The following is a 24,260-nucleotide window of genomic DNA, read 5'->3' on the forward strand; positions in this document are numbered from 1 at the left end:
CGCCATGAATGTATTAGTCATTGGCAGCGGCGGCCGCGAACACGCACTTGCGTTCAAAGCCGCTCAAAATACAAAAGTAAACACTGTTTATGTTGCACCAGGTAATGCCGGTACAGCGCTTGAACCCAAGCTTGAGAATGTTGCCATTAACGTTGAAGATCTCGATGGCCTACTTAGCTTTGCACAAAACAATAATGTTGAGCTAACCATTGTTGGACCTGAAGTACCATTAGTACTTGGCGTGGTAGATAAATTCCGTGAGCACGGTTTAGCTATCTTTGGCCCAACAGCAGGCGCTGCGCAACTAGAAGGCTCTAAGTCATTCACTAAAGACTTTTTAGCTCGTCATGCTATCCCAACTGCGGATTATCAAACGTTTGAACAAATCGACCCTGCGCTTGCTTATTTAAAAGAAAAAGGCGCGCCGATTGTAATCAAAGCTGATGGTCTTGCCGCAGGTAAAGGCGTCATTGTTGCCATGACCGAAGTTGAGGCTGAAGATGCTATTCGCGATATGCTAGCCGGTAACGCTTTTGGTGACGCTGGCAGCCGCGTGGTAATCGAAGAGTTCTTAGAAGGTGAAGAAGCATCATTTATCGTGATGGTTGATGGTAAAAACGTATTACCTTTTGCTACCAGCCAAGATCACAAACGCGCTTATAATGGCGATCAAGGTCCGAACACTGGCGGTATGGGTGCATACTCACCAGCGCCGGTGGTAACTGATGAAATCCACCTGCGTATTATGAACGAAGTGATCTACCCAACAGTAGAAGGTATGGCAAGCGAAGGCCATCCTTACACTGGCTTCCTCTATGCTGGTTTGATGATCGATGACTCTGGGACCCCTAAAGTAATCGAATACAACTGTCGTTTTGGTGATCCTGAAACACAACCTATGATGCTTCGTTTACAGTCTGACTTAGTTGAACTGATTGAAGCAGCTAATCGTGTTGAACTTGATAAAACGACGATTGAGTTTGACTCACGCGCAGCAGTGGGTGTGGTACTTGCAGCTCAAGGCTACCCTGATAACTACCCAAAAGGTGATGCAATCAGTGGTCTAAAAGTAACCTACCCAAAAGGCGAAAAAGTCTTCCATGCGGGTACTAAGCAAGACGGCGATAACGTAGTGACTGCCGGTGGCCGAGTATTATGTGCAACGGCACTAGGTAACACAGTGACCGAAGCGCAGCAACGTGCCTACCAACTAGTTGATGAAATTAGCTGGCAAGGTATGGAATACCGTACAGATATTGCTTATCGCGCTATCGCTCGGGAAAAATAGCGCATTGGTATAACCAGTTACTATTTAATAAAAGCGCAGTTTATCTGCGCTTTTTAGTGCTACACTAATTTCAAGGACTAAAAAAAGAACGCTGACAATTGAAAAATAACCATCTTCGCTATCGCTTTATTGCCGTTTTAATACTACTTTTCTTGTTCTATGTAATTGCTAATTTCGCAAGTCATTTAGTCACGCCCACTAGATATACAATCGACAAAACAACTCCCATATATTTATCCCAAAGTTATCTCATTGATGATACAAAAAATCTGCATACTCAGCAGATTTTAGACAACCTAAATAGCTTTACAGCAAAACCTTTTGAGCATATCGATTGGAACTTCACGCCACGTAATTACTGGTTACTAGTAGATCTAGATAATCGTAGCCAACAAAATGAAAAAATTGTCGCTCATTTTGATAATCCAATGGTTGATCATTTAACTGTCTATCACCTAGATAGTCACAATAATATTATAACGACCACTCGACTTGGTGATTTGGAATCTGAACTCTCTCTTTTTCAATACAGCGTGCCGCATATTCGGCTAACAATTACTGCGCAGAGTAAACAAAAGCTACTACTGAAAGTTGATACAACCGGCATAAGTAAAACCCCTGTCAATTTATATGGCGAAGCAGAGTTTCAGGATTTAACCCGCTCACAAACCGCTATTTGGGGAATATTTGTGGGTGTACTTATTATGGCGGCACTTTATAACTTAGTGCTGTTTTTTGGTATTAAAGATCGCGTGTACTTAATCTATATTGGTTACATTATTAGTGCCATCATTTTAATGGGGGGTGTACTTGGTTTTGGTTTTTATCTTTGGCCACTAAGTTGGCAGCTATTTTTTCAAAAATATATTGTTGTTAGCAACTATGCAATTGCTTTATTTACCTTAGCATTCTGCACTATGTTTTTGCGTTACCATAAAGAGCAATGCTGGCGTTATAAACTCAGTATATATTTAATGCTTTTAATGTTTTGTCTAGGTATAAGTTGTTTTTTCATAGCTGAAAATATTGCTGCACCGATATTTTTTGCTGTGTTGGTATTGTTGTACATCGTCTGTATTATTATGATTTACAGAAAATTACGTAGTGGCTTCCGATGGGCTAAGTTCTATGTTGTTTCATGGATACCTCTTATTATTGGTGCAGCCATTCAACCGCTTGAATTAACTGGCGTATTACCTTATAGCTTTGCTATACGCCACGCATTTTTAGTTGCAATACTATGTGAGGTGGTATTAATGGCTATGGCACTTGCGGATAGAGTGCGCTATCAACGAGAAAAGGCGCTGTATCACGCCACTCATACAGAGCAAACCAAACTATTAAATAGTGCCATGCTAAAACAAGCCTATATGAGTTTACAACTCAAGCAGCGCAGAGCAAGCTTATGCTTAATTAGAATTACTGATTTTCATTCACTCAGTCATATTTTAAATCAAACTCAAAGTAGTCAACTTGTTGTTGCTATTGCTAAATCTCTTGAGCTGCAACTGAGTAAAGAGCGTGAATTTATCAATTTAGAGAGCAATCTAGATACCTGTCCGCGGATAGCCGATTTGAGCAACGGTGTGCTGGCATTCATTTCAATTAAAACTCAAAGTGCACAATCACTGCATGATAAGTTAACCAAAATTCGTAAAAGCTTACCTAAACATCATCCGGTGCAAGGGTTTGATTTACAATTAAGCTACGCAATGGGATATTGTATTCTCGACGGTGAAAGTGGCTTTGATACATGGTTGCAAAATGGCTATTTTTCACTAACCGAAGCGCCACAAACAAGCTATCCAAATAATCAGTCAAAATTAATACCTGTCACTATGAACATTAGCTTAGCGGCTGCATTTCAAAATGCCTTAAAAACGAACCAGTTAACTATTTATCATCAGCCGCAAATAGATTTACGCACCGGCCAAACGATTGGCAGTGAAGCCTTATTGCGCTGGCCTAATGCACCTTATGAGCAAATCAATATAGAGGCTTTAATCCTATTAGCCGAACGTACTGGTCTTATCAATAAACTCACACTGTGGGTGCTAGAGCAAGCCTGCCAAGATATCGCTAAGTTTAATCACGCAGGTTTTTTTAAGCATAAAGTAAGCGTTAATTTAAGTGCTAAAAACTTAATGATCCATAATTTAATTGAAAAAATTGAAAACACCTTACTCAAACACAATGTTCCTGCCAAACAACTTAAGTTTGAACTTACTGAGTCAGCTTTAATTGCAAACCAACAGCAAATGATTCACTTAGTTGAACAATTAACCCGCCTTGGTATTGAAGTGATTTTAGATGATTTTGGTACTGGCTATTCGTCACTAAATTGTTTTGTTAGCTACAACTTTTCAACCTTAAAAATAGATAAATCATTTATTATAGGTCTCCCTACTCACAGTGCTAATAGAGTAATTGTTAAGGCTGCGATAGAAATGGCTCATAGCCTAGGTTTAAAAGTCACTGCCGAGGGAGTTGAAGATGTAACAACACAACAACTTTTAAAGGCCATGGAGGCAGACTACGGGCAAGGGTACTATTACTCCAAAGCCATCGCTGTGGATGACTATTTGTTGTGGTTAGCTGAAAATAAACAAGCGAATTAAGTAAAATTGCCACATGTTTAAGGATTACTGATAGAATCCTCTTTTTCACATCTTTAGGGGCGTAAAGATGCAAGGCACTATCAAAAAATTAAAATCATCGCTAACACAACCGATTCAGTATCATTTGCCTGTGGGTGATGAGTTGGTCGATCTTAATGCCTATATTGGCAAGCAGCTTACACTGACTTTTAATGGCGCTATTGTATGTTCTAGCTGCGGTAAAAAAACCAAAAAAAGTTACTCGCAAGGTCATTGTTTTGTATGTATGCGTAAGCTTGCTAGCTGCGATATGTGTATTATGAAACCTGAAACATGTCACTTTGACCAAGGTACTTGCCGTGAACCACAGTGGGGCGAAGAAAACTGTATGATCCCACATTATGTCTATCTTGCGAACACGTCAGGGCTGAAAGTGGGGATCACCCGTCATACACAAATTCCAACCCGCTGGATTGACCAAGGTGCAACGCAAGCACTGCCAATATTCAAAGTACAAACGCGCTTACAATCTGGATTAGTTGAAGTTGCCTTAGCACAATTTATTGCCGATAAAACCAATTGGCGTAATATGCTCAAAGGACAAAGCGATGTCCTTGATTTAAAAGCTGCTGCGGCAGAACTTATTCCACAAATTGCCGATAAACTAAATGAGCTTGCAGAGCTCTTTGGTGCTACTGCGATAGAACAACTTGATGAAGAAGTGGTTGATTTAGAGTTCCCTGTTACCGCCTACCCAACTAAAATTAGCTCTTTTAATTTTGATAAAGAGCCAGTTGTGAGTGGTATTTTAAACGGTATTAAAGGCCAGTACTTGATCTTTGATACTGGCGTTATCAACATTCGTAAATTTACCTCTTACGATATCACCGTAGGTTGATTTTGCAGCTGATAAAACTCTAACCATTGCCGCTGCGTTAACGGGCGGCAATAGTAATAGCCTTGGATCACATCGCAGCCTAGCTCCAATAAGTAACTATACTGAGCAAGCTTTTCAACCCCTTCAGCGATAACTTTTAAATTAAGACTATTCGCCATTGCCACTATCGCGGCAACAATCTCACTATTACCGTATTCATCGGGTACTTTAGCAATAAAGCTGGCATCTATTTTTAGTGTATCTATGGGTAATTTTGTAAGGTAACTCAGTGCCGAATAGCCGGTACCAAAATCATCTAGCGCAATCTGTACGCCCATTTTTTTAAGTTGCCACAATTCTCTTTTCGCCTGACTAAATGAGCTAATAAAACTACTTTCTGTTAACTCTATTTCAAGACAATTTCCCGATAAATTATAGCGCTGGAGCATTTTCTCAACGCTACTTGATAAACTCCCCTGACTAAGATGGCAAGCTGAGATATTAATTGCCAACCGACCAGCCGTTATTCCTTGTTGTTGCCATAACGCCAATTGCATGCCAGCGTTATTGAGCACCCAGAGATCCAGCTTTACAATTAGACCTAGTTCTTCCGCCAATGGGATAAACTGTGCAGGCGATATTATGCCAAGCGCGGGATCTTGCCAACGTAAGAGTGCTTCAACACCTTTGATAGCTTTACTTCTTAAACACTGTTTAGGCTGAAAATACAGTTCAAACTCATCATTTTCGAGCGCATATTGAAACCGGCTCATCATCGCAAAGCGCTCTAAAGAGCGTGCATTCATCGATGGCTTAAATAACTGAAATGAGTTTCTACCCACTTCTTTAGAGCGATACATGGCAATATCAGCGTGTTTTAGTAAAGTTTCACTATCGAGACCATCATCAGGATAGACAGCAGCACCGATTGATGCCGTCGCGCCTACCTCAAGCCCTTCGAGCTGAAAAGGAGTGTTTAAGTTATTTAAAATTTGATCGGCTAAACTAATCACTGCGCTAATATCATCAATCTCGCATAGCACCACAAATTCGTCGCCACCTAATCGCGCTAAAGTATCACCTTCACACAATACGTTTTGCAGCCGTATTGCCACCATTTTTAATAACTCATCCCCCGCACTATGCCCTAAGCTATCATTGATTTCTTTAAACCGATCTAGGTCAATAAACATCACTGCTAACATGTCGTTATTTCGATGTGCAGCAGCTAATGCCATGGTTAATCTGTCATTAAATAAGCGTCTATTAGGTAAGCCTGTTAGCTCATCAAAATAAGCTAACTGAACAATTTTGTCTTCTGCAGTTTTACGTTCAGTGATATCGCTAAAAATCGCCGCATACACTAGCTCATCATCATTTGGCTCGCGGATAGCAATAATAGTTAGCCATTCAACATACAAATCACCATTTTTTTTACGATTGCATATTTCCCCTTGCCACACACCAGTTTGGGTAATTGATTGCCACATTTTTACGTAGAAATTTTTACCGTGCTTTCCGGAGCTTAGAATTCTAGGGTGTTTGCCGACCACTTCATATTCTTGATAGCCGGTAAGCGCGGTAAAAGCAGGATTAACCTGCATGATCACACCATTTTGTTGGGTGATCATAATACCATCTAGCGAGGCATCGATTATTTTATTCGCGAGATACAAATTACGCTGTGAATGCTGAAGGTCTATATCACGTTGTTCAAGTACTTTTTCAAGCTCACTGTAATAGGCGCTTTCTATTTCATTAACAAGATGCTCAATGGCGAGCACTCCCTTAATCTCCAAATCATCAGTGACCACTAAATGACGCACATTGTTGGTAGACATTAATCGATACGCATCGAATAAACTGCTTTTTGAGCTTACCCGATACAAGGGCCGACTCGCAAAGCTCCAACATGACGCATTACTATCGGGTTCGACAATCAAATGCAGTAAATCTCGCTGGGTGATAATGCCATGTTCGTCTTGCTGCTGGTTATACACTAAAATAACTTGGGCGGTTCGCTCGCGCATCATTTCAACGCCTTCACTGAGCATCAAATAACTAGGTACCACTAACACATTTTTATGATATTGCTCTTTGATTGGTCTAAATTGTAAATAGTGATCAAGCCCTTGATTACGTACAATATCACTGATACTAATAACGCCGCATGGTAGATCATTGTTATCAATAACTAATAAATGGCGAACATTGTGTTGATAAAAAATAAGCGCGGCATCACACAATAATTGCTGACAGGAGATTTTCAATACCGGACTGCTCATTACGCTTTGAATTTCAATATGTTTAAGGTTGCTGTCAGTAAAGTCTAGTTTAATGCAATCGGCTTCTGTCCAAATACCAACGATTGCTTGCTGTCGTTTTACAAAAATTGCGCTTATATTATGAACCTGCATCAACCGTACAGCATCAACTAAAGAGGTATCGGTGGAACAACATACTAATTTCCTAGAAAAAATATCTGATACCTGTTGAGGGTGGCGAGTTTGTTTCATAATATTCGTCCTTAGTATAATACGAACTATAATTATATTATTATATTGCTCGCGCTATTTGATACAGGACAATAAATGCATGCATACTTACTTCCCTTACTTGATATGTAGTGACAACGAGCTAGAAATTATTAATGAACAACGAGATTTAAATGACTATCTACACAGTTTAACCGCTGAACAACAGCAACACTGTGTGATATTGAATAAACAAGGCGAATATTTTGATTTAGCATTTAACCTTGCAACACCGCTGACTAACATAGAGTTAGCTCGCAGAGTAACGCAGCACTTAGCACAAGAAGGACACTGCTGCTTAACTAAAATAACGAGCCTAACAGCTCCACAAGCATTTGATCTATTAGGAATAAAATAGCACGTTTAGTTGCATCAGCCGTTTTATCCATGAGTTTAGTCGCGTGTAGTGGCAGCGATAACAATAAAGAACAGCAAACCCCACTAGCGACTTCTACATCGGTAACCTAGTATTTACAGTTTATTTATTACAAATAAAGAAAAAGGTTACTACCATGAACACGCCTTTAATATTGATTTAACGCATATCGTTTACAGTGATAAAAATGATATTATAAACATCTCGTTATACTCAGCTCAGTAAGGCAGATAGCAATGAGTACACCTAATTTATCAAGACGCATGCGCAGGCTTCGCCACAGTGATGCAATGCGACAGCTAGTACGCGAATTTGATTTTAATATTGGCGATCTTATCCATCCTATTTTTATCGAAGAGTCGTTAACTGAAAGTCTAGAAATATCCACTATGCCTGGTATACAGCGCATTCCTGAACATGCATTAGCCCAAGAGATTACTGAGCTGCATAGATTAGGAATTCAGTATGTTATGCCTTTTGGCATATCGCATCATAAAGACAGTGTTGGCAGTGATACATGGCACGATGATGGTTTACTGGCACGTATGATTAAAACAATCAAACAAACATGCCCCGAGATGATGGTAATACCCGACATTTGTTTTTGTGAATATACAGATCATGGACACTGTGGCGTTGTTGAAGATAATCAAGTTTGTAACGACCAAACTGTTGCTAACCTTGTAAAGCAGAGTGTATGCGCAGCAAAAGCAGGTGCCGATATGCTAGCCCCATCTTCGATGATGGATGGTCAAGTTAAAGCTATTCGAGCAGGCCTTGACAATGCAGGGTTTGAACATGTTGCCATTTTAGCTCACGCCATTAAATTTGCTTCATCTTTCTATGGTCCATTTAGAGCTGCTGTTGATTGTGAATTAAGTGGTGATCGCAAAGGCTATCAAATGGATTATGCAAATATTCGTCAAGCGCTTCAAGAAGCCCTTCTTGATGAACAAGAAGGCGCTGATATTCTAATGGTGAAACCAGGCACGCCCTATCTTGATGTCCTTAGCAGCTTGAGAGAGAAAACAAACTTACCTTTAGCTGCCTACCAAGTTGGTGGTGAGTATGCCGCTATTAAATTTGCAGCATTAGCAGGTGCCCTTGATGAAAAGAAAGTGATATTTGAAACACTGACCGGCTTCAAACGTGCAGGCGCTGATTTAATAGTGAGTTATTATACAAAACAAGTTGCACAGTGGTTAAAAGAATAACCGTGGTAATTTTTAGGGCATGTAACATTTTAGAACACGCTAACCCTATATTGGCTTAGTTTAAACCTACGTAAATATCTTAACGTGTTACATGCGCAAAAATTAAAAAACAAAACTTGATCTCGTAAATCATAATTTGTCTTGTTTTATAGAGTGAGGATAAGTAATGTTTGCTGTGTTTTTACAAATATTGCTCATAGATAACCGATAAAAAGAGTCAATAATCACCACAACTTTGCAGAATCAAGGAAGTACACCATTAAAACTGAGTAATGGTAAGCAGATCATAGCAAATGGGCAACTTGACTTTATCGATATAAACCAAGTTGATGCAACGCAAACCAACGTAGGCAAGTTACCCGAGAGTATGAATAAACTTCCTTCTGTTTAATCATTTTCAACAGCAAATTACCTCGTTCATCGCAACGCCTTAGCGCGTTACAACAACCTCACCACGAAGATAGTAATTATTTTTATCGTAAGCATCCGAATTCGTTTGTTCATCATATTGAGTGACCGTAAAGCTGGCTGCATGTATCTGTGGCATCGGCTTTGCTGACTCATATTGTGTAACGTAATAAACAATCTCACCACTTCTGTAGTAGTTGCGCTCAAACACCTCAAAATTAACAGGTTCAGCGCCTATCAATATATGGCTATCTTCCCCATTTAAGTAAAAAATATGCTGATTATCGCTGGCAAAATTTTCATCTAATCGTGAAAAACTGGCGGTATCAATATCAACATCCGCTAAAATAGCGAGACCTTGATAAAAGATATGTTGCCCGTCTTTCCCATAACTATCATCAATAGGGACAAATGACTGCGCATCTATGTTATGCATGGGTTCATCGTGATGGTAAATGACCTGATTTCCCTCATGCCCTGAGATATTCCAAAAACTATAATAATCATATGCTGAATAAGTGCTAGGATCTGCGCCCTCAACAATACGCTCGCCTTTAATCACCTGAGTATCGTTAAGCCAATAAAGATCACTGCCAATTATCTTAGCGTGCAAGTTTTCAAGGTTAACACCACTCACAGCTTGACCGCTGTAGTAAAGATGCTGTTTATCTTTAGCGTACAGTTGAGCATCATAGGTATTTAAATCAGCTTGACTGTAACTGATAAAGCTTTCAGCATCAGCGTGTTCCATTAACTTAGCATTATAGTAAACACGCTGTTCGACCACACAGTAGCCACCATTGGCAACACCTTGAAGCAGATTCTTAACCATACTGGTATAGCCAAATATCGTAAATAAAAATCCGATAACAACGACACTTATCAGTGCCATCTTGTAACTGTTAATGCCAAAATAACTACCACCAAATAAACCAATCAACAAAAATAACGGTACCGGATAGCTTAAAAATAATAAGGCTGTTAATACCGCTTGCTTGTTATTCGTCGCGCCAGAGGCACCGAACATCATCGGCGACATCATCATCATGCTTCCCCAAAAGCACAGTGCCAACGTGACTAAGATATTAATTACTACAGACATTATCTTCCTTGTTTAATTAGTTGTATTGGTATCATACAACAACCAATATTTTTACTTAATTGTAGAATGAAAATAAAGCTACTCTTCTGCTTCTGCAAACACTCTAATATGTTCTACAGCGCTTCGCCCTAGCGCAGATAAATTATATCCTCCTTCTAAAAAAGAGATAATCCCTTTACAGCCAGTACTTTTTACCATGTCACACAGCTGTTGTGTCAACCAGGCATAATCAGCCTCAACAAATTTGAGGCTTGCCATATCATCTTCAAAATGCGCATCAAACCCTGCGCTGATAAACAATAATTCTGGCTTAAACTCTGTTAATTTAGGTAACCACTGTTGGTTATACAACGTTTTTAAATCATTGCCATCGCTGGCTATGGGCAACGGTGAATTAACCAATGTATCGTTATTTTCAACGGCGGTATTAGGGTAAAAAGGATGCTGAAATAATGAGCAAAGCAACACATTGTCATCATCGATAAAAATGTCTTGCGTGCCATTACCGTGGTGAACATCAAAATCGACAATCGCAATGCGCTTAATCCCTTTACTTTGCGCATACTTCACCGAAATTGCTAAGTTATTAAACACACAAAAGCCGGCAGAGGTTGTACGGTTTGCATGATGACCCGGTGGCCGTACGGAGCAAAATGCGGCATCGAGGTTATCCGCTAATATTTCATCGACGGCTAATAGCCCTGCCCCTACCGCCCGCTCAATTGCCAAAAATGACTCTGGGCATAACCAAGTGTCGCCATCAAGTGATACTAAACCTTGTTCCGGGAGGGTGTTTTCCACCAGCGATACAAGGGCCTCATCATGGGCTAATAAGTAATGCTCACGTAATGCTTTAGGCGCTTGCTTTTGCTGCACGGCAATATCCAAGCCACTGGCCAAAAGACGATCGGTAATAGCATCTAAGCGCTCAGGACACTCTGGATGATCCGCGATCATTTTGTGTTTACGGCAAAAAGGATGAGAAATAATCGCAGTACGCATAAATGCTCCAAATGAGTTAACGACTGTAACTATAACAAAGCCACCCTTTGGTGGCTTTGCGACTTTGGTTTACTATTTAGCTTGCAAATGAAGATTTCTAAAATCAAAACTGAAATCAGTCACCGCTGTTGATACTGCACGCATTGTCGCTTCATTCACACGATTTTTAGTGCTCATATCAAAGCTAATATACGCATCAGCTTCGAGTAGCTTTTCATCCCACTTGACGATAAATGTGTTGCCCGTGTAATGCTCAAGCTGCCCTTTTAAACGTTTAGTGTGCGTGAAATCAATACGTAACTTACCGTCTAGCTCTTCAATAATAACATCACCATACCAATCATCGTGCAAAGTGCCGGTGTAGCTAATATTTGGTAACTGTGGTTGATAGTCTGCAGGAGCGTCCGGTTTAGCATTAGCATACGCTTTTTGCTTACCTTCAAAATGCTTTTTAGCCAACTCTGCTACCCAATCTTTATCTTCAAGTTCAAGGGCGTCTTCAAGCACTTCATGAGTAATAGCAGAGAGCGCACCGAATGCTTGCTGATTAGATAAAATAACAATCCCGAGGTTTTTCTCAGGCAATAACGTCACCTGCGATACCATTCCTAAAATACCACCACCATGGCCTAATTTTTTAATACCGTGGTAGTCTTCAATGCTCCAACCTAAACCATAACCTCTAAATTGCTGATGATAAGCCTCATAAGCGCTTTTTGACGCCAGTGAGGTAATATGTGGATGCCACATTTGCTCTTGTTGTTTTTCACTAAACAACTGCTCGCCATTTGGCATTTTACCATGGGCTAATTGTGTACGTAGCCATTGGCTCATATCATTCACACTGGATGCAATAGCGCCGGCACCACGAAAATCTTCTAAGTAATTAACGAAAAATGGATGTAATTGACCATCCATAGGAATATGACCCGTTGCCCAGTTCTTATTACTTTTTGGAATACGCGAAAAACCGGCGCGTGAGTTATCCATGTGCAAAGGCTGGAGAATATTCTTTTCAATATAATCATTCCAGCTCATACCTGAGACCCGCGCGACTACCTCGCCAGCGGTCACAAACATCAAGTTGTTATAAGCGTATGTGCTGCGAAAGCTACTAGCTGGTTTTAAATATTTAAGGCCTGCGAGAATTTCTTCGATTGATTTATCGGTGTCAGGCCAAATCATTAAATCCCCTTGGCCTAACCCTAAACCACTACGGTGACTTAATAAATCACGGATCGTCATTTCGCGGGTTACATAAGGGTCGTATAAACGAAATTCAGGAAGGTGATCAATTACCTTGTCATCCCAACTGAGCTTTTCTTCATCAACTAATTTTGCCAATGCCGCAACCGTAAATGCTTTAGTATTTGATGCAATACCAAATAAGGTGTCTTTATTCACCTTACTACCTGTATCTAAGTTACTAACACCAAAGCCTTTAGCAAAAATAACCTTATCGTTTTCAACAATCGCCACGGCCATACCCGGCACATCAAAGCGCGCCATTGAATTTTCAATCACTTGATTAATGTGCTTGGTATCAATATCGGCGTAGCTATTAAATGCACAGCCTGCTAATAAGGTGGCCGCAATCGCTAGTTTAGTTAATTTCATAACAATCCTTGGAGTTATCATTTTAGTTTTTATTTTTGATGTACAGCAAACTCAATGGCTGCACGCGCACTGTCGCTATCTTGGCAGGTTGGCCGAGACTTTATGGCATCACTGTACGCATTTGGCACACCAGCTTCAAGCGCACCGCGATGAACGTGCTGCATATACCAATCGTAAGGCAGTATCTGAGCATCAGTGGTGTTGGCAATATAACAATGCGCCGCTACTTGTTGCCCATCAAGTAATGTTACTTGAATATCTACGCAGTCATAACGAGGCCCTTCGATGGCGTCTAAAATCGTTTTTTCTGCGTCATTGAGTTGATATACCACGCCATATACTTGCGCGTTCTTATCATTTGATGGGCGTACATTGCCTTTTCCTGAGCCATCAGTACTTACCATATCAAAGGTTAACTCGTAACCGGCTAGTATTGCCGTACCAATACGAGTAGCGTTTGGTAAACGCGCCAACAAACGACTCGACGACATATTTGAACCAAACGAAAAATTATATACAGCCATATTCACCTACTACAGATTTCTGTTAAAACAACACTTACACTACAATTCTTATTGCTAGAGCGATCAAAATCACGCCAATACCACGGTCAAACCAATAGCCACTTTTTTGAAAAAAACCGCGAACACTAGGCTTTGATAGCACCAAGGATAGAAACGAAAACCACGCCCACGTTGCCAATGCCATATACAGCCCATAGCCTGCTTGCACAATTAATGGCGTTGATTGGCTGATCACTAAAGTAAACAACGACATAAAAAATAACGTGGCTTTTGGGTTTAACGCATTGGTTAAAAAGCCGCGACGAAATGCAATCCAACTGGATTCAACACCTTGAGATTGAAAAACAGTTTCTTGCTGCGCTGGCGCCGGTCTAGCACTTCTAAGCGCTTGCACACCAATGTAGGCCAAGTATGCACCCGCTAAATATTTTAATGCCATAAATACGTTTGGTGATTGCGTTAATAAAACCGCAACCCCGAGTAAGCAATAACTAACATGTAATAAAATAGCCAGGCCTACCCCAAAGCTGGTCCACAATGCATTACGACGCCCCTGCTGAACACTTTGTTTAAGCACAATGGCAAAATCTGGGCCGGGGCTTGCTACAGCAAAAAAGTGCGCCAGTGCAATCAATAAAAACTCATCTAAATAAGCCACGATTACCCCGCTTTTTTATCATCAAGCGCTAACAACAACGGATTAGCAGTACTATTAACTAAGGCTTTTATTTCTTTTTGCGCCTTTTTGAATTGGCTGCGTAAGTGCGGCTTTAAATGCTTTTTAGAATCTTTATAGCCTTTAAAGTGGCAAATAAGGGCATGCATAAATAAGGTTTGCGGTTCACTAAGTGCAGCTTGCCTGTTCGCATAGGGGTTGTAACACGAGCCACAGCCCCCTTTAAACTGATATACCGTATTGCTCATCATTACCCCAAAACCTAAAAAACATGCCACGGCATCGGCGGCCTGTGGTAAAAACTCTTTACCGCCTGGTGGTAACACGCCCACATGGTGGATCATAATTGTCGCTAAAGTACCGGCAAAGCTGGCCACTAAATCTTGTGGCTGATTAATTTGATTTGGATTAAATGACACATTAACCGTATGGCTTGGCGGCACAATTAATTGGCTATTATCACCACGTAACTGATTACTAAAAGCAAAATGAGGAAATACTTGCGGCTGCAATTGCTGTGGAGCCACCAGCGTAATTGGCCAAGCTTGCAGCCCCGCATAGCCAACCACTCGCTCAAACACTTTACTGGCCATTTCTTCAATGCTTGAAACCGCATCGGGAAAGCATTGGTGGTTTGGCAAAACTAATTGCGAGTTATTAATGAAATAATCGCTGTCAAAATTTTCCACCGCCCACACAAAAGTATCAATCAGCCATTGCTGCTCTTGTTCATCTAATAAAGGTTTGCTTTTAAATAACGCTAACATAGTTTGCTCTTTTGCTTATTCTTGCTCTTGTGCCCATGCCCATGCTTGGGTGTTATACAATGGCACAGTGGATAACGCATGATGATGACTGCCGGTTGACTCTTTAGTTGAATACGACAGATATAACAGAGTTCGCGTTTGCGCATCATAAATTCGACGCACTTTTAATGATTTAAATAAAATACTTTTTGATGATTTAAATACCACCTCACCCGACTTACTACGGTCAATCGCTTGTAATTGGTCGGCAGTAATTGGTCCTGTTTGGCGACACGCAATAGACATATCAGACGGATCAGCAAAATCTAAGTTTGCTTCGATATGGCTAATATGACAGGTTACACCTTTTACTAACGGGTCTTGTTGCGAGTTAACTTTAATATCTTTAGTGGTAAATAATCCCAAACTAACTGATGCAACATCATCAGAGCAGCCCGCTAAGGTGATCAATAAACCTGTCAATACACCTATCATTATAGGTTTCATATATTACTTGCTCCATGTAGGGGTAAACGATTCGTGGCTTACATTTAATATTCAGCTATGTTTCAATACTAACTTAAATTAATCACAACAACGAGCACGACACCATGAAAAAAGTATTTGTTTTACTGTGCTTACTGTTAGTAAGTCAGAGTGCGTTAGCTGGTTACTCACTGAGTCTTTATACTGGTAAAAGCTTTAATCAATCATTAGAAACTAAAAACGGTTTAGCTATAGAGCTCAAAGATAGTAACCATCTTGCTTTTAGTATTGATAGAACAATTGACTCAGCTCGTTATGGTTTTTACTTTTCAAACACCGAAAGTGACTTTCAATCCTCCCCTGATAAAAACGTTGAAATGCAGTATTTTATGTTTCAAAGTGCTGTTGAAGTCCCTTTAAGCAACCACATTAATAGTTATGTCGGCGCACAAATTGGTGCAAATTACATAAGTCCTAACTTCGCCAGCTCTGATACTTTCTTTGCCAGCGGCCTGTATGGCGGTTTAGAATACTTATTTAGCGATCAAGCTCGCATCTTATTTGAAACTCGCTGGCTTGCAACAATCGTCAATAATGCCAGTAACGTTTCATGTGCATTACCAACAGACGAAAACAAGCAATGCTTGTGGCATTTTGATGGTGATGTACTCAATCAGTTTCAAACCAGCTTAGGTTTCACATATCGTTTTTAGGGGAGCAAATAGATAACATGCCACATATCATCATTGAACATTCTGAAGATTTACCGGTATTACCGCAGGTATTGGTTGAAAAAATTCATCAAGCAACGTTTAACAGTGGCTTGTTTGAATTAGCAACGATCAAAACTCGCGCTATAGCCTATACACATTATCAATTGGGCGATGGTAAGGAAGGTTTTATCCATATTGGCGCACACATTATGCAAGGACGTACGATTAAACAAAAGCAACAACTCAGCGAGCAGTTGTTAGACTGTTTAAAAATATACTGCCGAGAATCAGACAGCTTAAGCGTTAACGTTCACGATATGGAACACGAAATTTACCGAAAGTGTTAAACAGCCTCTAGGGTAAATATTCAGCTTTAATACGCTTAATATCAATTTGTGGTGATTTATACGAGGTATACACTAACCAGCCTATATTTTCGATATAGGTCAAACCTGAGCTGCGGCTAAATGCACGCTCAGGTAAACGCATCAAATCATGCTGACTTTGCGTAGAAAAATCATAATAACTCAAACGGTAATCGTCCCGTTCTACATTGAAGTAATATACTCTTGATAACGCCTGAGTTGCTCCCTCAACATAGTACCAAGATGAATGATTAGACAAATTAATAGATTCAACAAGTAATTGCGCATGGCCACTATCAGGCTGTTTTATCCATAATTGTTTGGCTGCAATATCTGCAAAAATTAACGCTCCATGCTTATCCTCATACGCATACATTGTTGATTGCTCAATCGCTTTACCTAAATTATCGCCTTTGAGATTAAACCGGTATAACTCATTATTATTTGAGGTCAATATACTCTTACTATCCGGCGCCCAGCTTGGTTTGCCATGATAATTAAGGCCTGTATTTATTTGGCTGCTACTTTGTGAATTAAAATCATAAATTCGAAGGCTATTCACTTCATTTTTAGATACGACAAATGCTATATAACGTCCATCTGGTGACCAAACAGGACTATAAATAGTGGCATTTAACTGAGTTAGTTTCTTGCGTTGCGTGCCATCCTTATTGGCAATCCACAACTCTGTCGTGCCTGATTCATTTGACACAAATACCAATTTATTTTTAGTAGCACTGTAATCAGGAAAACGCGTATTAAAATGTGTAGATAAAACAGGAAATGGAGAGCTCGCCACCACATTATTTGTTTCAACTCGCATCAGCGTAGAGTCGATATCCCATTGGTGAAAATACAAACTGCCGTCTTGGCTATATTCTGGATAACTTAATCCGTCAATGTGCGCATCAACTAAGCGCCCAGTTGCTAATTCATAAAAATAACCATGCCGCTTACCTTGATCAACCCCAGAAAAAACCAACAAATCTTTACTCGGGTGCCAATCCACACCACGAATATCAACAAATCCCGAGGTCAATTGCTTAGCATTGCCAGTAGCAATTTCAACTAAAAATAGCTCTTCGTAGCCGGAGGCTAAATTTCGCGATACCACGAGCTGTTTACCATCCGGCGAAAATACCACTGATTCATCATTAAAATCACAGTTCCCAGAGCAAGGCACTCGTGTTATTGCTAACTCATTTGATTGAAGATCAACAATATTTAGCTGTGTTTGTGCGTGATCATTTTTATCATCACTGATAAATACCAGCTGATTACCTGCGGCGTTAATATCAAGATCGGTGCTTCGGCCTTGACCGCATGTTGCCAACACCCTTGTTACTGCTGTCGTTAAATTTTGTTTAACTATTTCACACTGCCTTTGCTCATCTCGCCGATAATAAAATATATTATTTAAATCATGACTAAATACAGCACGCCCCTCAAGAAATGAGCTCTCAGTTAAGGCTATAGCCGCTTGTTCAGGTGAAAATAAATCTCGAAGATAAAGGTTTGCTTGCTGTCCAGGGCGACGCCAAGAATAAACAATAAAATGGCTGTCATTTGAAATTGCCGGAAATAACTCCCGACCTGGGCTCGTGGTAATGGTTTCAACATGTTCAGATAAAGATGTGAACTTTAACGGCTCAAGACTCGGAATTTGCCGCTTAAAATAAAAAAACGCAAGACATATCATAACGGTAGCCACCATGACTGCAATTTTAACACTACTAAAAAGTACTTGTTTACTCTTTTTTATTTGCGTTAACTGCGGCTTTACTTCTGGTTTTAGCTTTTGATTATCTAAAAATACTGGTTGCTGTGCCAAGCGATAGCCTGTTTTGCGAACTGTAGCAATATAAGCATGAGCAGGGTCTAGTTCTTTAAAGGTTTTACGCAAATGCCAGATTGCATTGGTCAGCGCTTTTTCACCGACAAATTGATTACCATCCCAGACACCATCGATTAGATCTTCACGAGTAACAAGTTCTGGATAACGCATAACAAGAAAACACAGCAACTCGACAAATTTAGGTTGCAATACACATTCACTCTCACCACATAACAGCTTATTTTCAATTGTATTAACTTCGCACTGCCCTAAGGAAAATGACTGGTTAGTTTTCATAAATAACGTATTTACACCTTATATTTAGAAGTCTAGAAGGTTAACCTTTTATTGGCACAAAAAGCAAAATAACGCGATAGACAGCATAATTACAATTTACCAACCATTCGATTGAATAAACTCAACCATATGATAATAAAGGAATAGATATAAAATAGATGTAAAATAGGGATATAAACGAGATACCTTTCATTGTGTTTTTGTTCACGATTATTTAAAACAACTCACGAATATACCCAAATCACCTCAAGATGCAGAATTCAGTGTTTTACAGGAGCTTAATATCAAGGCGTTACTTTGCAACAATGACAGTCCCTTTTAACAAGAGAGTAAGTGTCTGTGAAACGCCCAAAGGGTTGGTTTAAAAGCGGATTTATACTTCGTTATTGATTTTAACAATAGAGCCAATCAATGCCTTGCCTAAATCGCTTTTAATTCTAACTGAAACTCACATCTGAGCTGGTTTGGGTATAAACCCATTCGCTAATGCATTAGTTGCTGTACTTTGAACTGCCCTTCAAAGATTACTAATACATTAGTTTTATCAAGATTCAATATGTAAGGGAAATCTGTGAGCAGTATATTAACAAAAAAATGCGCATTAGCACTGGCGATCACAGCAAGCTTTTCAGGCCAATTAATTGCAAATGATAAACAAATTGAACATCAATTAACGCCAAATAAAACAACGATAAAAGAAGAGAAACAAGAAGCCCCTGAAAAAATAGTGGTGACTGGCTCTCGCTTAAAGCGTGATAGTTTTTCTGTTGCCACACCACTAGTGACTATGGATCGCGCGGCGATTCAAGACACTGGTTTAGGTAACTTATCTGATGTTCTTGTTGATAACATGCCTGCACTTAGCCAAAGTATAGGCAACAATACAAGTCAATCGAGTATTTCTGGCACTGGCCTTTCAACCGTTCAATTACGTGACTTAGGCGCTAATCGTACCCTTACTCTTATTGATGGTCGCCGTGTAGTGTCAAATAGCTACGGCGGTAACTATGTAAGCTTAAATACCATTCCAAGTGGCATGGTTGAACGTGTTGAAATAATCAGTGGTGGCGCATCTGCAACTTATGGAGCCGATGCAGTCGCTGGGGTCGTCAATATAATTACCCAATCAAAAAAAGAAGGCTTTGATTTTCAGGCTCGTGGTGGCCAAACCACTGAAGGTGGCGGCAAAGAGTTTACTCTTGATTTAAACTACGGCGATTCATTTGCTAATAATAAAGGGTATGTGTTTTTTAGTGCTAACTGGGACCGCGATTTTGGCATTAGTTACTATGATCGCGATCGTGCAAAAATAGAAGCCGCACATAGCTATAATAACACTCTTATGTGCAATCAAATGATGACCGAAAGTGGCTCTAAATGTATGCGTGACATTACTCAAGCTGATTGGGTAAGTAAAAGTGATGGCACCTTAGGCGGCGTTTTTCTAGAAAACAATAACAACGAAACGCAATTTTGGTATGACGGTCAAACACTGCGTGATGACTGGAAAGGCAATGAAGAAATATACGGTATTAACTCAAATCAGTACGTAATGCTGGATGTACCAAGTGATAACCTGTCAACAGCTGTAAAAATCGATTTTGATATCAGCGACGACATCATGAGTTACTTCCAACTGCAATATAGTAAAAGTGGCTCGTTCAACAGTAAGTCACCTGAAGATGAATATGAGGGTGCATTCGTACCGCGTTATGATGCTGTAACAGGCGATCCAATCGCAGATATCGCACCGGGCTACATTCCAATTAATAACCCGTATGTGCCACAACAAATCTTAGACGCAAATCCATACAAAGACCGCATTTATTGGGATCGTCGCTTTGGCGAAGTCGGTAATATCAGTACTGATAATGACCGTACCACTATCCGGACATGGGCTGGCCTACAAGGTACTATGTTTAATCACCAATGGGATTGGGATGTATCAGCCGGATATGGGCAATTTAAACAGCATCAAATCCGTAATAATGAACTGAATGTAATAAATTTAAATCAAGCATTACAAGCGGAGAAACTTGCTGATGGCTCTATTCAATGTATAGATGAAGCAGCCCGTGCAGCAGGCTGTGTACCAATCAATCTATTTGGTGAAGGTTCAATTACTCCAAATATGGCCGACTGGATCCGTAGCAACCCGATTATTGATACAAAGATTCAGCAATATACAGTGATGGGTTACATCACAGGTGATTTATTTGAATTACCAGCAGGGAGTGTTTCTGCGGTATTTGGTGGCGAATATCGTAAAGATAGCCAAAGCTTAGATACCAGTGAGGACATGAAAGTTGGCGGTATTACGTTTAACGTTGTTCCTTCGTTTTATGGTGAAGTTGAAGTCTATGAAGCCTTTGCAGAATTGGCGATTCCACTACTAAAAGATGCCCCTCTTGCAAAAAGCTTATCCGCTGAAACCTCGTTACGCTTAGCTAATTACAGCATGGAAAACGTCAATACTGTAGCCAGCTATAAACTAGGTTTACTATGGCAGCCAGTTGATGGCTACATGGTACGCGCAAATTATGCTCGCGCACAGCGCGCTCCAACGATTACCGAATTGATGTCTCCACCGCGTGGCGATTTCGACTCATATGATGATATTTGTGATGGCTTAACGGCGACCTCAACTAAGCCAGGTCATGATAATTGTCGTTTAGAGCCAACTCTTGCTAAACAGCTAGCTGAGGATCCTAACTTTAAATTCGACAGCGAAGATAACAATTATTCTCCAGGTACAGGTAACCCTAACCTTAAAGAAGAAACGGCCGATACCTATACCTTTGGTGTAACACTATCACCGGAGTTTTTCCGTGGTTTTAATCTCGCCATCGATTACTACGATATTGCCATTATTGATGCGATTGATGAGATCAGTAATGAAAATATTATGAATGAATGTTACGATTCTGAAGCAGCTTGGGGTAGCAATAATGAGTTCTGTAATGATATCACCCGAAATAACGAAGGTAACATTATCAAAATTCTACAGCGTGAATATAATTTAGATGAGCTGACAGCCCGTGGTTATGATGTAGTCGCGACTTATGATTTTGATATTGGTAGTTATGGCGAAGTATCTTTAAAGCTTGACTACAATCACGTTATTGAAAACTCACAAACCTATGAAGGTTTAGATGGCAATAACGTAGTTACTCATTATGCTGGATATGGTCGCAGTAAAGACAAAGCCGCGATGTCAATTGCATGGAGTTTGGATGACTTGCGTATTCGTTGGCGTACCAACTTTTTGGGCTCTTTTAAAGCCGATCAACAAGATGAAAAAGATTACCTAACGGCCGTGTTAGAAAACAATGAAAACTGTGCCGCTGCAAGTGCAGACTGTATTTCCAACCCAGAGCCTCTTGCTTATCAAGACTACGGCTCATATATAAAGCATAGTTTATCAGCTTCTTACACTATGGCCTTAACTTCAAACAGCGACTTACGCGTGTTTGGTGGAATTAATAATATATTTGATAATAAAGGCGCATTCTACCCAAGTGGCAACGGTAATTATTACAGTGGATATGGCGGTGGTACTGGTCGTTATATGTATTTAGGTGCGCAATATAGTTTTTAAATGATAGCGTCTAAAATTTATTGCTAACGAAGTGTTAATGATTCGTTAGTTTTATAACTACTAGGTTGTTGTCAAAGGTACGTATCGCAAGAACGTACCTTTTTTATTTAAACCTAGAACCAGTTTTGCATTTCTATTAATCTTGACTCGGTGCGTGCGTATTCAAATGCCAGCTTTTTACCTTGATATAAATCAGCAATGCCAACCTCGCTACTCAGTATCAATAACTTGCCACGGTCGTAAAATTCATCCACTAAAGCAATAAAGCGTCGCGCTTCATCGTCTAGTGTATGTTCTTGTAAATCTTGTTTTTCACGCTGATAGCTATCTTCAATACCATGCACTATTTGCTTACCTGTTGCCGCAGCGCCCATTACTGGCACATTACAGATATACACACGCTGATAGTACTTTGCTAAATGAATATAATCAGCGGTACTACGCGGGCCTGAGCACAACGCCATAAAATCAAACATAATGGCATTATTGCTGAGCCTTAAACACGCCAGTTTACGCCCGTAAATAGAAATATCAGTTGCTGTTTGTAAGTTATCTGCAAAAGCCAAAAAATCAGCATCCAGTTCAGAGTTAGCCGAGCTGTTAAAATAATGAGTTGCGTGCTTACCAAAACGAAATCGGTGGTCAACAGAGCCTGTGACATTAATAATATGACAATGCGCTTTAATTAACGCTATGGTGGGTAAAAAGCGCGCTCGCTGCAAGCCGTTATAATAAAGCTGCTCAGGTTGACAATTTGACGTAGCAACCAAAATGATGCCTTTGGCAAACAAGGCTTTAAATAGGCCGGCCATGATCATAGCATCGCCAATATCAGAGACAAAAAACTCATCAAAACAAATTAATTTAAGCGTTTCTGACCACTCATTTGCTATTTTATCCAGCGGGTTTTTAACCCCTTGCAACTGTCCTAGACGAGTATGTACTTGAGCAATAAAATGATGGAAGTGTAAACGTGTTTTTTGTTTAATTGCTACAGTCTCAAAAAACACATCCATTAGCATCGATTTACCCCGTCCAACAGGTCCATACAAATAAATGCCTTGCAAAGATACCGATTTTTGCCACCAATGATGCGGTTTATCAATGGCAATTGCGAGATTGTCTAGTGCATTCACCGCTGCTAATTGGGCATCATCAAATTGCAATTTACCGGTGGCTATTTGCTGTTGATAATATGCTAATATTTGTCCACTGTGTACTGTCATGCGTTATCACGATCCGTTATACTCGCCGCCATTGTAGTCGACTAGAAGTGTGAACCCAATGAAATTCCCTTGCCGCCTAGATAAATTTATTAGCCATCTAGCAGAAACGCCACGCACCAAAGCGAGAGCAGGAATAAAGCGTAAAAATGCCAGCGTAAATGGCGAGGTGATCAGCGCTTATGATCATCCAATCACAGCGACAGATAACGTATTATGGCAAGGTAAGCCGCTAGTTTTTCTAGGTAAACGCTATTATATGCTGAATAAACCGGTCGGTTATGTATGCGCCAACAGTGACGAGTTACACCCAACGGTATTTGATTTACTCGATGAACCTAACATGAGTGATTTTCATGTTGCAGGTCGGCTTGATCTCGATACAACTGGGCTTGTGATCATTACCAATGATGGCGATTGGTCACATAAAATCACCTCCCCAAAACATAACAAATTTAAGACTTACCTGATTGAAACACAAGAACCTCTAACGGATGATGCGCTGGAAAAACTTCGCCAAGGAGTGCAATTACACAACGAAAAAGAACTAACCAGACCCGCAATTGCAGAGCAACTTGCCACATATCGTATGCGTCTGTCGATCTGCGAAGGTAAATATCATCAGGTTAAACGCATGCTCGCTGCAGTAGGCAATAAGGTCGTTGAATTACATAGAGAAAAAGTAGCAAATATCGAGCTTGATGAGGCTCTTGCTAGCGGAGAATATCGACTCTTAAGCGCAGCAGAAATCACGCTTTAATTTACCCGTAATGGAAACTTGAG

At 40.1% G+C, this 24,260-nt stretch carries 20 protein-coding genes; 10 read left to right on the forward strand and 10 right to left on the reverse strand.

The features are described 5' to 3' along the window. Nucleotides 1-4: 4 nt before the first annotated feature. The 3 genes from purD to H5203_RS13120 all read left to right on the forward strand — a co-directional run bounded on the left by purD (nucleotide 5) and on the right by H5203_RS13120 (nucleotide 4,783). Nucleotides 5-1,288, forward strand: coding sequence for a phosphoribosylamine--glycine ligase (purD, locus tag H5203_RS13110; protein WP_182819844.1), 1,284 nt, complete (start codon nucleotides 5-7; stop codon nucleotides 1,286-1,288). Nucleotides 1,289-1,386: 98 nt separating this feature from the next. Next, nucleotides 1,387-3,906 (forward strand): EAL domain-containing protein, encoded by a 2,520-nt coding sequence (locus tag H5203_RS13115; RefSeq protein WP_145234785.1) that lies wholly within the window; start codon nucleotides 1,387-1,389, stop codon nucleotides 3,904-3,906. A 67-nt stretch (nucleotides 3,907-3,973) separates the two neighbouring features. Next, the gene (locus tag H5203_RS13120; protein ID WP_145234783.1) at nucleotides 3,974-4,783 is read left to right on the forward strand and encodes a DUF2797 domain-containing protein; all 810 of its coding nucleotides are present in this window, start codon (nucleotides 3,974-3,976) and stop codon (nucleotides 4,781-4,783) included. On the opposite strand, the gene H5203_RS13125 is transcribed toward H5203_RS13120, so the two are convergent. Then, nucleotides 4,762-7,278, reverse strand: coding sequence for an EAL domain-containing protein (locus H5203_RS13125; RefSeq protein WP_182758361.1), 2,517 nt, complete (start codon nucleotides 7,276-7,278; stop codon nucleotides 4,762-4,764). The genes H5203_RS13120 and H5203_RS13125 overlap by 22 nt on opposite strands. A 79-nt stretch (nucleotides 7,279-7,357) precedes the next feature. On the opposite strand from H5203_RS13125, the gene H5203_RS13130 reads away from it, so the two are divergent. From H5203_RS13130 to H5203_RS13140, 3 genes are all read left to right on the forward strand, one after another. Beyond that, the gene (locus H5203_RS13130; RefSeq protein WP_145234779.1) at nucleotides 7,358-7,654 is read left to right on the forward strand and encodes a DUF4144 family protein; all 297 of its coding nucleotides are present in this window, start codon (nucleotides 7,358-7,360) and stop codon (nucleotides 7,652-7,654) included. 254 nt (nucleotides 7,655-7,908) lie between these two features. Next, entirely contained in the window at nucleotides 7,909-8,886 is a 978-nt protein-coding gene (gene hemB, locus H5203_RS13135; RefSeq protein ID WP_182819845.1) for a porphobilinogen synthase, read from the forward strand. Nucleotides 8,887-9,121: 235 nt separating this feature from the next. Next, on the forward strand, nucleotides 9,122-9,277 hold the full coding sequence (locus H5203_RS13140; RefSeq protein WP_182758363.1) for a hypothetical protein: 156 nt from the start codon (nucleotides 9,122-9,124) through the stop codon (nucleotides 9,275-9,277). A 39-nt stretch (nucleotides 9,278-9,316) separates the two neighbouring features. Here the strand turns inward: H5203_RS13140 and H5203_RS13145 are convergent, their stop codons facing one another. The 7 genes from H5203_RS13145 to H5203_RS13175 all read right to left on the reverse strand — a co-directional run bounded on the left by H5203_RS13145 (nucleotide 9,317) and on the right by H5203_RS13175 (nucleotide 15,468). Continuing rightward, on the reverse strand, nucleotides 9,317-10,396 hold the full coding sequence (locus tag H5203_RS13145) for a DKNYY domain-containing protein (RefSeq protein WP_182819846.1): 1,080 nt from the start codon (nucleotides 10,394-10,396) through the stop codon (nucleotides 9,317-9,319). Between the two features lie 78 nt (nucleotides 10,397-10,474). Then, the gene (locus H5203_RS13150; protein ID WP_145234772.1) at nucleotides 10,475-11,398 is read right to left on the reverse strand and encodes a histone deacetylase family protein; all 924 of its coding nucleotides are present in this window, start codon (nucleotides 11,396-11,398) and stop codon (nucleotides 10,475-10,477) included. A 72-nt stretch (nucleotides 11,399-11,470) separates the two neighbouring features. Next, nucleotides 11,471-13,015 carry a serine hydrolase gene (locus H5203_RS13155; RefSeq protein ID WP_145234770.1) on the reverse strand — a complete coding sequence of 515 codons (1,545 nt, stop codon included), beginning with the start codon at nucleotides 13,013-13,015 and terminating at the stop codon, nucleotides 11,471-11,473. Between the two features lie 29 nt (nucleotides 13,016-13,044). After that, nucleotides 13,045-13,539: a gamma-glutamylcyclotransferase family protein gene (locus tag H5203_RS13160; protein WP_145234768.1), complete on the reverse strand. Its 495-nt coding sequence runs from the start codon at nucleotides 13,537-13,539 to the stop codon at nucleotides 13,045-13,047. 34 nt (nucleotides 13,540-13,573) lie between these two features. After that, nucleotides 13,574-14,197 carry a LysE family translocator gene (locus H5203_RS13165; protein ID WP_145234766.1) on the reverse strand — a complete coding sequence of 208 codons (624 nt, stop codon included), beginning with the start codon at nucleotides 14,195-14,197 and terminating at the stop codon, nucleotides 13,574-13,576. A gap of 2 nt (nucleotides 14,198-14,199) precedes the next feature. Next, nucleotides 14,200-14,982 (reverse strand): hypothetical protein, encoded by a 783-nt coding sequence (locus H5203_RS13170; protein ID WP_145234763.1) that lies wholly within the window; start codon nucleotides 14,980-14,982, stop codon nucleotides 14,200-14,202. A gap of 15 nt (nucleotides 14,983-14,997) precedes the next feature. Then, a complete protein-coding gene (locus tag H5203_RS13175) occupies nucleotides 14,998-15,468 on the reverse strand; it encodes a CreA family protein (protein WP_182731318.1) in 471 nt (156 codons plus the stop codon). A 104-nt stretch (nucleotides 15,469-15,572) separates the two neighbouring features. On the opposite strand from H5203_RS13175, the gene H5203_RS13180 reads away from it, so the two are divergent. Next, nucleotides 15,573-16,160 carry an outer membrane beta-barrel protein gene (locus tag H5203_RS13180; protein ID WP_182734536.1) on the forward strand — a complete coding sequence of 196 codons (588 nt, stop codon included), beginning with the start codon at nucleotides 15,573-15,575 and terminating at the stop codon, nucleotides 16,158-16,160. A 17-nt stretch (nucleotides 16,161-16,177) separates the two neighbouring features. Then, complete coding sequence (locus H5203_RS13185; RefSeq protein WP_145234757.1) at nucleotides 16,178-16,507, forward strand: 5-carboxymethyl-2-hydroxymuconate Delta-isomerase; 330 nt, start codon at nucleotides 16,178-16,180, stop codon at nucleotides 16,505-16,507. Nucleotides 16,508-16,514: 7 nt separating this feature from the next. Here H5203_RS13185 and H5203_RS13190 read toward each other — a convergent pair whose 3' ends face one another. Further along, nucleotides 16,515-18,656 (reverse strand): winged helix-turn-helix domain-containing protein, encoded by a 2,142-nt coding sequence (locus tag H5203_RS13190; RefSeq protein WP_182819847.1) that lies wholly within the window; start codon nucleotides 18,654-18,656, stop codon nucleotides 16,515-16,517. A 571-nt stretch (nucleotides 18,657-19,227) separates the two neighbouring features. Here H5203_RS13190 and H5203_RS13195 point away from each other — a divergent pair. After that, complete coding sequence (locus H5203_RS13195; protein WP_182819848.1) at nucleotides 19,228-22,254, forward strand: TonB-dependent receptor domain-containing protein; 3,027 nt, start codon at nucleotides 19,228-19,230, stop codon at nucleotides 22,252-22,254. Between the two features lie 113 nt (nucleotides 22,255-22,367). On the opposite strand, the gene zapE is transcribed toward H5203_RS13195, so the two are convergent. Continuing rightward, nucleotides 22,368-23,480, reverse strand: coding sequence for a cell division protein ZapE (gene zapE, locus H5203_RS13200; RefSeq protein WP_182734533.1), 1,113 nt, complete (start codon nucleotides 23,478-23,480; stop codon nucleotides 22,368-22,370). Nucleotides 23,481-23,538: 58 nt separating this feature from the next. Here zapE and rsuA point away from each other — a divergent pair, with 58 nt between their 5' ends. After that, entirely contained in the window at nucleotides 23,539-24,237 is a 699-nt protein-coding gene (rsuA, locus tag H5203_RS13205) for a 16S rRNA pseudouridine(516) synthase RsuA (RefSeq protein ID WP_182819849.1), read from the forward strand. Nucleotides 24,238-24,260 lie beyond the last annotated feature (23 nt).

The organism is Pseudoalteromonas sp. SG41-1 (assembly GCF_014164575.1).
In the GTDB taxonomy this organism is placed as follows: domain Bacteria; phylum Pseudomonadota; class Gammaproteobacteria; order Enterobacterales; family Alteromonadaceae; genus Pseudoalteromonas; species Pseudoalteromonas rhizosphaerae.

What these genes read in the sequence shown, in the direction of transcription:
- purD (WP_182819844.1), top strand. Translation starts at nt 5, where the DNA reads ATGAATGTATTAGTCATTGGCAGCGGCGGCCGCGAACACGCACTTGCG.
- H5203_RS13120 (WP_145234783.1), top strand. Translation starts at nt 3,974, where the DNA reads ATGCAAGGCACTATCAAAAAATTAAAATCATCGCTAACACAACCGATT.
- H5203_RS13125 (WP_182758361.1), bottom strand. Translation starts at nt 7,278, where the DNA reads ATGAAACAAACTCGCCACCCTCAACAGGTATCAGATATTTTTTCTAGG.
- H5203_RS13130 (WP_145234779.1), top strand. Translation starts at nt 7,358, where the DNA reads ATGCATACTTACTTCCCTTACTTGATATGTAGTGACAACGAGCTAGAA.
- hemB (WP_182819845.1), top strand. Translation starts at nt 7,909, where the DNA reads ATGAGTACACCTAATTTATCAAGACGCATGCGCAGGCTTCGCCACAGT.
- H5203_RS13145 (WP_182819846.1), bottom strand. Translation starts at nt 10,396, where the DNA reads ATGTCTGTAGTAATTAATATCTTAGTCACGTTGGCACTGTGCTTTTGG.
- H5203_RS13150 (WP_145234772.1), bottom strand. Translation starts at nt 11,398, where the DNA reads ATGCGTACTGCGATTATTTCTCATCCTTTTTGCCGTAAACACAAAATG.
- H5203_RS13155 (WP_145234770.1), bottom strand. Translation starts at nt 13,015, where the DNA reads ATGAAATTAACTAAACTAGCGATTGCGGCCACCTTATTAGCAGGCTGT.
- H5203_RS13160 (WP_145234768.1), bottom strand. Translation starts at nt 13,539, where the DNA reads ATGGCTGTATATAATTTTTCGTTTGGTTCAAATATGTCGTCGAGTCGT.
- H5203_RS13170 (WP_145234763.1), bottom strand. Translation starts at nt 14,982, where the DNA reads ATGTTAGCGTTATTTAAAAGCAAACCTTTATTAGATGAACAAGAGCAG.
- H5203_RS13175 (WP_182731318.1), bottom strand. Translation starts at nt 15,468, where the DNA reads ATGAAACCTATAATGATAGGTGTATTGACAGGTTTATTGATCACCTTA.
- H5203_RS13180 (WP_182734536.1), top strand. Translation starts at nt 15,573, where the DNA reads ATGAAAAAAGTATTTGTTTTACTGTGCTTACTGTTAGTAAGTCAGAGT.
- H5203_RS13185 (WP_145234757.1), top strand. Translation starts at nt 16,178, where the DNA reads ATGCCACATATCATCATTGAACATTCTGAAGATTTACCGGTATTACCG.
- H5203_RS13190 (WP_182819847.1), bottom strand. Translation starts at nt 18,656, where the DNA reads ATGAAAACTAACCAGTCATTTTCCTTAGGGCAGTGCGAAGTTAATACA.
- zapE (WP_182734533.1), bottom strand. Translation starts at nt 23,480, where the DNA reads ATGACAGTACACAGTGGACAAATATTAGCATATTATCAACAGCAAATA.
- rsuA (WP_182819849.1), top strand. Translation starts at nt 23,539, where the DNA reads ATGAAATTCCCTTGCCGCCTAGATAAATTTATTAGCCATCTAGCAGAA.